The sequence below is a fragment of the Citrobacter sp. Cm046 genome (assembly GCF_030333065.1).
Lineage (GTDB): Bacteria > Pseudomonadota > Gammaproteobacteria > Enterobacterales > Enterobacteriaceae > Citrobacter > Citrobacter murliniae.
Map to the genome: position 1 here is coordinate 1 of NZ_JAOWGP010000009.1, position 209 is coordinate 209.

General features: G+C 56.5%; 1 other RNA gene. It reads left to right on the top strand.

Annotated features, from left to right (window positions below):
* Positions 1 to 47 precede the first annotated feature (47 nt).
* Positions 48 to 173, top strand: a non-coding RNA gene (locus tag OGX98_RS00745) — RtT sRNA.
* Positions 174 to 209 lie beyond the last annotated feature (36 nt).

The following is a 209-nucleotide window of genomic DNA, read 5'->3' on the forward strand; positions in this document are numbered from 1 at the left end:
ATCCTGCACGCCCCACCAGTGTAAAAAGGCGCCCTAAAGGCGCCTTTTTGCTATTTGCGATTTATAAGATTCGAACCTGCAGCAGGTTCGGGTCTCACGAAGTGAGACAACGGAGCCGTTTGCGGCGACGGCCCGGAGGGCGAGCGAAGCGAGTCATCCTGCACGCCCCACCAGTGTAAAAAGGCGCCCTAAAGGCGCCTTTTTGCTAT